Annotated in this window: 8 protein-coding genes; 2 read left to right on the forward strand and 6 right to left on the reverse strand. The window is 43.7% G+C overall.

Annotation, left to right across the window (positions count from 1 at the left end):
• Positions 1–130 precede the first annotated feature (130 nt).
• The 6 genes from RID09_RS16605 to RID09_RS16630 all read right to left on the reverse strand — a co-directional run bounded on the left by RID09_RS16605 (position 131) and on the right by RID09_RS16630 (position 4760).
• Positions 131–1159 carry a serine/threonine protein kinase gene (locus tag RID09_RS16605; RefSeq protein WP_446337034.1) on the reverse strand — a complete coding sequence of 343 codons (1029 nt, stop codon included), beginning with the start codon at positions 1157–1159 and terminating at the stop codon, positions 131–133.
• A 199-nt stretch (positions 1160–1358) separates the two neighbouring features.
• A complete protein-coding gene (locus tag RID09_RS16610) occupies positions 1359–2411 on the reverse strand; it encodes an MAE_28990/MAE_18760 family HEPN-like nuclease (RefSeq protein ID WP_446337035.1) in 1053 nt (350 codons plus the stop codon).
• A 3-nt stretch (positions 2412–2414) separates the two neighbouring features.
• Positions 2415–3590 carry a DUF262 domain-containing protein gene (locus RID09_RS16615; protein ID WP_446337036.1) on the reverse strand — a complete coding sequence of 392 codons (1176 nt, stop codon included), beginning with the start codon at positions 3588–3590 and terminating at the stop codon, positions 2415–2417.
• A 154-nt stretch (positions 3591–3744) separates the two neighbouring features.
• Complete coding sequence (locus tag RID09_RS16620) at positions 3745–3954, reverse strand: helix-turn-helix domain-containing protein (protein ID WP_446337037.1); 210 nt, start codon at positions 3952–3954, stop codon at positions 3745–3747.
• Between the two features lie 48 nt (positions 3955–4002).
• Positions 4003–4215 carry a helix-turn-helix transcriptional regulator gene (locus RID09_RS16625; protein ID WP_446337038.1) on the reverse strand — a complete coding sequence of 71 codons (213 nt, stop codon included), beginning with the start codon at positions 4213–4215 and terminating at the stop codon, positions 4003–4005.
• A 323-nt stretch (positions 4216–4538) separates the two neighbouring features.
• Complete coding sequence (locus RID09_RS16630) at positions 4539–4760, reverse strand: helix-turn-helix domain-containing protein (RefSeq protein ID WP_044210723.1); 222 nt, start codon at positions 4758–4760, stop codon at positions 4539–4541.
• A 120-nt stretch (positions 4761–4880) separates the two neighbouring features.
• Between RID09_RS16630 and RID09_RS16635 the strand changes: the two genes are divergently transcribed.
• Positions 4881–5318, forward strand: coding sequence for a hypothetical protein (locus RID09_RS16635; protein ID WP_446337039.1), 438 nt, complete (start codon positions 4881–4883; stop codon positions 5316–5318).
• Positions 5319–5541: 223 nt separating this feature from the next.
• Positions 5542–7332, forward strand: a complete 1791-nt coding sequence (gene typA / locus RID09_RS16640; RefSeq protein ID WP_446337040.1) for a translational GTPase TypA — start codon at positions 5542–5544, stop codon at positions 7330–7332.
• The last annotated feature ends 506 nt before the right edge of the window (positions 7333–7838 follow it).

Genomic DNA, 7838 nt, shown 5'->3' on the forward strand with positions numbered 1-7838 from the left:
TAGTTTGACAGTAATGGTGCCAATGTCCAGATTTCTTAAAAAAAATAAACCCTGGTTAAAAAAATATAACGGCAAAGGGATTGGCGTGAGGTATGACCCTTCATCCTTGACATAAGACGGAGGACAGCCGTTAAACGTTTGACCAAAATGTCATTGGGTAAACGCTACTCACTGGCGTATGCATCACGGAGGAGACTGGTGTTTGCACTGGTGTGGGTTGTTGAGGGATTGATGCAGGTTTAAACAAGAACCAAGCCGCAATTAGACCTAACACACCAACGACGGCGGCGATCGCAGCAATCCAGATCAGGGGAGACTTCTGGCGTTTTGCTCCAGGGATTTGGCGCTGCAATCCCAGTAAATCTAGCCATTCCTGTATGGTTTGCGGGCGTTCATCAACCTGTAGCGCCATACCGATGAGGATCACTTCATTGGTGCGATCGCTAATTTGTTCATTGATCTGTTTTGGCGGAATTAATCGCGCTTTAGACAGACAGCGATCCATTGCCGTTGGCGGAATTTCTCCCGTAACTAAAAAGTATAGCGTTGCGGCTAATGAATAAACATCCGTATAAGCTCCTAGGGGAGTTTCTACATTATAAAGCTCTAGGGCATCAAACCCATCGGCTGTATGAGTATCAACCGTTGTTGATGCATCATTACATTCTCGCGCTAAGCCAAAATCAATTAACACGGCTTCTGATTGACCCGTTCGTAACCGAATATTACTTGGCTTTACATCCCGATGGATTAACCCCGCCTCGTGAATCACTTTCAGTGCTTCGCCAATTTGTTGGATATAAAGCAGCGCTTCTGATTCTGGCAAACCTTTTTGGCCATGGCGGGCTAAATCGACACCATCGAGATACTCCATAACCATGCCAACCTGGTGTCCTTCGACCAACGGTTCTTTAACTTGCACCAGATTAGGATGTCGGCATTTTACTAGCTTTACAGCTTCGCACAAAAACGTTTCCTGAAGCTGATCGACTTCCGGTTGGCTGAAGTCGTGGATCAACTGATCACTCAGGGTTTTGATCACCCATTGATTTTTCTTGCGATCGCTAGCCAGATAGGTAACGCTAAATTGTCCGCGTTTTAATTCTTTTTCCAGAATATAATTGTTGCCATGCAACTTCTGTCCAGAAGACCAAGTCATTGCTCAAAATTCATGATACATATCATCGATTTTGGCATAGTCTGAAGAGAATGTGGGATGAATTTCCCAGAACTGAGATTATTGACTAGGCGCAAAATGGTAATTTATTAATCAGAGAATAATCCCGCTCTTTTGGTTTGAGATTGAGGCCGCGATCGCCCTTGTCCTAATTATCCTAGTTTGACAGACTAGCCCTCGCTTATTTAACCACATATAAACGTAAGTTTTTTCGGGCTTCTACATCAAATCTTAATCCCACTTCCATGCCACGGATTGTCTTTACTGACTCCTGAACAGCATCATTAATGCGAATACTTTGAATCCTTGCCAATTGACAGTATGCTTCACCCATAAGAAAAACACTTGTTCCAACTGATAAAGTCGTTTCCTCTACCTTAGCAACTGCCGCTTGGGGTTTCTTCAACCATTCCGTAATTCGACCAATTTCTTGAGCCTGACCTGTTGATGTTTGCTGTTCAATAATTTGACAATTCACCAACTCAGCTAGCGCTTGACACAACGCTTCAACAAAATCACATAATTCTAGCAGTGCATTTGAACTTAATATAGTATCGATGAAAGCACCGTGGGCAGCATCATTTCGATAGTCAATAAGTTCATTGAGTTCTCCTTCTGCTGTATTTTCACTCCCTCTAATTTCTTCAACAAAATACTTAATTTTTCTATGCTTTTCAACCCAGCTCCAAGCCTGGGAAATACCAGCATCAGCGAATAATTTATCTAAAGTATTTTTGCGTAAGTTCTGCTCGTGCAATAGAAATGCATCCGGGAGTAGTTCATACTTTTCTCCAGTACCACTAGCTCCATAAAATAATCCTCGAATAACCTCTTCAACAGAAAGATGTCCAAATCTATTTTTTGTTATATCTAACAGTAACCGGGCTACACCTACTCGATGTGTATTACAAATTCTGTCTCCCAAATCTGCATAAACTGGAAATAAATCTGGCAGGAGTTGTATCCATTCTCGAATTAAGTCTTCAACAAAACGCTCATAAATGGCGTATAACCGCGTTACTACAGCACAATGATCGTAAATTCTCCAGTTTCTAGCTTCTGGGGCATTCTGTGTTAGTTCATCAATGATAGAGTTTGCTTGCGTTCCCCGTTCCTGTGCGATTATACTCTTGATTCCAAAAACATTTTCTCTAAGTCTTTCGTTAACTTGGATAATAGAACGAACAGTAGAAATATTGATCTGTACGGTTTTCAGAAGCTCTTGAAACATCATGACTTATTCGTTGATGACTTGAGCAAGCATATCATCGAATAGTCCCAGTCGTTTCTGAATATCCGCTTTCGTTTTTCCTTTACCTGTTAAAAGTTTATTTTTGTCTTCTTCAAAGAGTTTTTGAGTTGCTTCAATTACTTTTTGTTTTCGAGCAATTAAAACATCCTCACTATCTAAATGATTGCTAAACCCCACCATCACCGCATCATAATAGGCTTTGTAGGGCTGATCTTGAAAGTTCATATTATTGGGTTCAAATTGTTTCGGATTAAATAAATTATCTTCATAAATTTGGTTGACAATAGAAATAGTTCTCACGAATATATCTTTCAAAAAAACAATGTCTTCTTTGGTAAATTTTAGACTTTTAATCATGTATTTATCAAGAAATTCCTCTAATTTTCCATGGAATTGATGATAATTACGCAGAGCAAAAAAGCGAAGAACTAATTCCACCTCTTCCATTTTTTTGTATAAACTGTTTTTCTCAAGTGCTTCCTTGTCGTCAATGGGTATTCCCCAAGATCGGGCAAATATAGGATTTTTAGCGAGTTCGACCAATAGATCGTTAAAATCTCCGGAATATAAACAGTTTCGCACTTCTTGACGACTTAGAGCCACTCCTCCAGTATTAAGGCGTTCAAAAGCAAGCTGTTTTAAGAAAAGTGCTTCTTCGGGGTCAGAGGCTGATTCCGTGATCAGCACTATAGATGAAATAGACCGACGATCAATTCCTGCCTTTATTTTTTCGGGAAGTTGATTATAAGTGCATCCTTCTAGTTCGGGCCAAAGTTCTAAATCTGTCAATTTGAGTTTGTTGTCGTAAAAATCTTGAATGGTAGTGATTCTCTGTTGACCATCCATGACTTCATAGGAGTTATATTCCTTTTCGTACAGAATAATGGGTGGAACAGGAATGTTGATTAGAAATGACTCAATTAGGCGTGATTGCATTTTTTTATTCCAACGGGGTCTACGCTGGAAAAATGGTCTAATCTCCATATAGCCAGGTTTTTTGAGCGCATCGGCAAAACTGGGCAGCTTCTCACGATTCATTTCAGTGAGTATTCTTCTTTCTCGTTTCTCATACTTGGCATTAATCTCATCGTCAGACATTTTCTTGGGATCTTTCTCTGGGTGAGTTTCCCACATTTTTTTTTCGGCTGGCGCAAGTGGCATTAGTGATATGCTCCAAAATGGTGTTTATTATCAATTATAGAGATACTGAAAACTAGGGGGCAGTAACGTAAGCGTGCCGAGCCAGTAGTGGCATGTTAGCGGAGCGTAACTTCTAAGGTTAAATCTTAGTTAATTTTCATAACCCACAACTCAACTAAATATGCCACTCGGCTAACTCTTCCAAGGTAAGGTTTAGCAAATCACACAATATTTTCCTTTGTGCTGGGTATAGCTTGGGAATGTGCCTGCCAGGTTCCCAGTTTTGCACCATTGTTATCATTACATCTAATTCATGAGCTAGTTGCCGTTGCGTCAAATTCAACGATTCTCGTCGTTGTTTTAGCTTTTCTCCCAAATTAGCCATTTTTAAGCGATCGCGTCTTGCCTTTACCTACATTCCTTTCCCAATCAGTTACTCACGTTTGCTGTCTGACTCTTGGGCATCATTAAAACTAGGAAGTTCCTCTAAAGGACATTGTAAGATGCTACATAAAGCCTGTGTCTGACGAATCGTGAGTCGAGGTTCAAATCTGCCAGCTTCCCAGTTGCTGACAGTCTGATCCGTGACGCCTACCGCATCCGCTACCTGTTTCTGAGTTAGTCCCAACCGTTTTCTTAGCTTCATCAGCTTACTCCCTGAACTCATCGCCTCCTGATTGCCTTAACTGTAAATTAATTTATCTAAGTAGACAAAACCCTAAATTTGTTTGTAATATAGGGTCGATGCCGAATGCCCAATTTGTGGTGATGTTTAATCCGGGTCTACCACCAGAGTATCAACCGAACTCACGCTAGCACGTCGGTGGAAAGAGCGCACGGGGCGTGCGCCCCTACGTTTTCCGGGTGTGAAGCTCATCAATAAAATATTCCTCAAATCCTTACATAAACGTAACTTGCTTCTTTTCGGAAGCGAGTATAACAAATGACAAATGACGAATGACGAATGACTTACTCCTTCACAATTTCAAACAAATCCTCAATTAATACATCAAATGTCCGTGCCAACTTCAGCAGCGCCCCAATATCCACCATCGTCATTCCTGGCGATCGCGCGTAGGTTTTGATGGTACTATAGGGAACTCCAGACCGTTCAGCGACATCCAGCAACGTCCAGTTCTCCCTGGCTGCTAGTTCCCTAATCCGCAACCGAACTCGTTCACCTCTTGACATAAAGTTTAAATTTCGTCTACATTAAGCAAATTAAAAGCGATCGCACCTAAGTTTACGAAGCCAAAGAGCGATCGCCGTATCTTATCAAAACACAACCCCATTGTGTGGGGTGCATCTCTTATGTTATCAACACTTCATCTAAAATCAAGAGCCACTCATCCTTTACAACGGTTTGTTACCCCAGAAGCCATTGCTCTGGTGCTCAACCTTCACCCCGACGAGATTTATCGCATTGATTGCTGGCGATATGTAATCCACGTTGTTGGCAAGGGAATCAGTACTTTTGTGAGTTATGCTGATATCCCCCCAATTTTAGGGGTAGACTCGCCCACGCTCAAAGATACCCTCTGTTGGCGCAGGCGCTGGCGCAAGAATCGGTACAAAGCACCGGACTTTTGGGCGACATTTTACCAGCAGAAGTTTCAGCAATCCCTTTCTCTGTCAGAACTGTATCAATGGGGGGAGTTGGTGAACCGGATTCAATTTGGACTGTCTGGCGCAACCCTAGAATGGCTGCGAAGTATATATAAAAAGGAGAGAGAGTCATTCAACTTCTGAAACGAAGCCGGATATGGGATGGGGTTTCAGACGTTCCACCGGAACGTCTCTACATGCACCTGCACCCCGAAAAAGGGGGGGTTTAGTTCAGTTAGGGGTTGTCTGCAAAACGTTATCGGTAAAACCCGCCCCTACAACCCGGCTCCCCTTTGAGTAAGCTACAATTATTAAGAAATCTATATTAAGAGATCTGACCTCTCCCAACTCATTGCCTAACGCCTCTATGACTCTTCCGATTCGCAACGTTGCCATTATTGCCCACGTCGATCACGGCAAAACCACCTTGGTTGACGCCCTACTCAAACAATCCGGTATCTTCCGTGAAGGGGAAGAGGTTCCCGATTGCGTTATGGACTCCAATGATTTGGAGCGAGAGCGGGGAATTACGATTCTGTCTAAAAATACAGCAGTTCACTATAAAGATATCTTAATCAATATTGTTGATACTCCCGGTCACGCCGATTTTGGTGGGGAAGTGGAACGGGTATTGGGTATGGTGGATGGTTGTATCTTAATTGTGGATGCCAATGAAGGACCGATGCCACAAACCCGGTTCGTCCTCAAAAAAGCCTTGGAAAAAGGACTGCGCCCGATTGTGGTGGTGAATAAAATTGACCGTCCTCAAGCTGATCCATACGGTGCTGTGGATAAAGTCCTCGATTTGTTTATTGAGTTGGGGGCGGATGATGATCAGTGTGAGTTTCCTTATCTGTTTGCGTCTGGGTTACAAGGGTACGCTAAAGACGATTTAGATGGCGAAGGGGTGGATATGCAACCCATGTTTGAAGCTATCCTGCGCCATGTCCCGCCGCCTGTGGGTGATGTGAGTAAACCTCTGCAATTGCAAGTTACGACTCTGGATTATTCGGATTATCTGGGTCGAATTGTGATTGGTAGAATCCATAATGGCGTGATTAAAGCGGGTCAGCAAGCGGCTTTGGTAACAGAAAATGGGGAAATTGTCAAGACTAAAATTAGCAAACTCATGGGGTTTGAAGGACTCCATCGGGTTGATTTAGAGGAAGCCTCTGCGGGAAATATTGTCGCCGTGGCGGGGTTTGCGAATGCCAATATTGGTGAGACGATTACCTGTCCTAATGAACCCCAAGCCTTACCTTTAATTAAGGTTGATGAACCGACATTGCAGATGACGTTCTCGGTGAACGATTCGCCGTTTGCGGGTCAGGAAGGGGATTACGTCACATCACGGCAATTGCGCGATCGCTTGATGCGAGAATTAGAGACGAATGTGGCTCTGCGTGTGGATGAAACCGATTCTCCCGATAAATTCTTAGTCTCTGGGCGAGGGGAATTACACCTGGGTATCCTGATTGAAACCATGCGCCGGGAAGGGTATGAGTTTCAGGTGTCTCAGCCGCAAGTGATTTATCGGGAAGTGAAAGGTCAACCCTGCGAACCTTACGAAGTTTTGGCGCTAGACATTCCTGAAGAAGCCGTGGGTAGCTGTATTGAACGGTTGGGACAGCGCAAGGGCGAAATGCAGAATATGCACGTTAGTGGTAATGGTCGCACTCAATTGGAATTTGTGATTCCCGCACGGGGTTTAATTGGCTTCCGGGGTGAATTCATGCGCCTGACTCGTGGTGATGGGATTATGAATCACAGTTTCTTGGATTATCGTCCGCTTTCCGGTGATGTGGAAACCCGCCGGAATGGGGTGATTATTGCCTTTGAGGAAGGGGTAGCGACATTCTATTCCTTGAAAAATGGCGAAGACCGAGGTGTATTCTTTATTACACCGGGGACGCGGGTTTATAAGGGGATGATTGTTGGCGAACACAACCGTCCTCAAGATTTGGATTTGAATGTTTGTAAGACTAAGCAGTTAACCAACCATCGTTCCGCCACCGGGGATGAATTGGTGCAATTGCAAGCGCCAGCCGAGATGAGTTTGGAACGGGCGTTGGAATATATCGGACCCGAAGAGTTGGTGGAAGTCACACCGCAGTCGGTGCGGTTGCGGAAGGTGACGAAGAAGTTAGTCAGGCGTTAACGTAGGGGCGCACGGAGCGTCATTGGTGTCAACTTAAGCTTCGTTGTGCCCATATCATTGCATACCCTATTAAGGAGTCAGACAACTATTTTGGTCGCTGTGCGAGAGAGGCGAGTAAATATTAGTAATACCAAGTTGCAGTCTAAGGTAGAATCTGTCATGCTGAGCAAAACGCAGTGAAACCCTTCACTTCGTTCGAGGGCAGGCTCCGTGACGCGAAGCATCTGCCCAGATTCTGACGCTCGTTCCGACGCTCGTTCCTCGCTACCGCAACGCTTTCGCTATCGCGCAAGCGTCACGCTTCGCTCTTCCTAGACATGATAGAACCCAACTTGGTATAAATATGGACGAAATCATCTTAGGGTAAAGGGGACAAGCTTTTTTACCTCTTAATACAGTGCCGTTTATTTATATCTGACCACTTACAGGTTAACGGGATTTTAGGTCAGATGATATCAACTAACTGCCTATATGGCTAGCTCTTACAATCTGAGTTTTTACTCTTG

The sequence above is a fragment of the Coleofasciculus sp. G1-WW12-02 genome (assembly GCF_040219735.1).
In the GTDB taxonomy this organism is placed as follows: domain Bacteria; phylum Cyanobacteriota; class Cyanobacteriia; order Cyanobacteriales; family Coleofasciculaceae; genus Coleofasciculus.

Coding starts and splice junctions, on each gene's coding strand:
- RID09_RS16605 (WP_446337034.1), bottom strand. CDS start 1,159: ATGACTTGGTCTTCTGGACAGAAGTTGCATGGCAACAATTATATTCTG.
- RID09_RS16610 (WP_446337035.1), bottom strand. CDS start 2,411: ATGATGTTTCAAGAGCTTCTGAAAACCGTACAGATCAATATTTCTACT.
- RID09_RS16615 (WP_446337036.1), bottom strand. CDS start 3,590: ATGCCACTTGCGCCAGCCGAAAAAAAAATGTGGGAAACTCACCCAGAG.
- RID09_RS16620 (WP_446337037.1), bottom strand. CDS start 3,954: ATGGCTAATTTGGGAGAAAAGCTAAAACAACGACGAGAATCGTTGAAT.
- RID09_RS16625 (WP_446337038.1), bottom strand. CDS start 4,215: ATGAAGCTAAGAAAACGGTTGGGACTAACTCAGAAACAGGTAGCGGAT.
- RID09_RS16630 (WP_044210723.1), bottom strand. CDS start 4,760: ATGTCAAGAGGTGAACGAGTTCGGTTGCGGATTAGGGAACTAGCAGCC.
- RID09_RS16635 (WP_446337039.1), top strand. CDS start 4,881: ATGTTATCAACACTTCATCTAAAATCAAGAGCCACTCATCCTTTACAA.
- typA (WP_446337040.1), top strand. CDS start 5,542: ATGACTCTTCCGATTCGCAACGTTGCCATTATTGCCCACGTCGATCAC.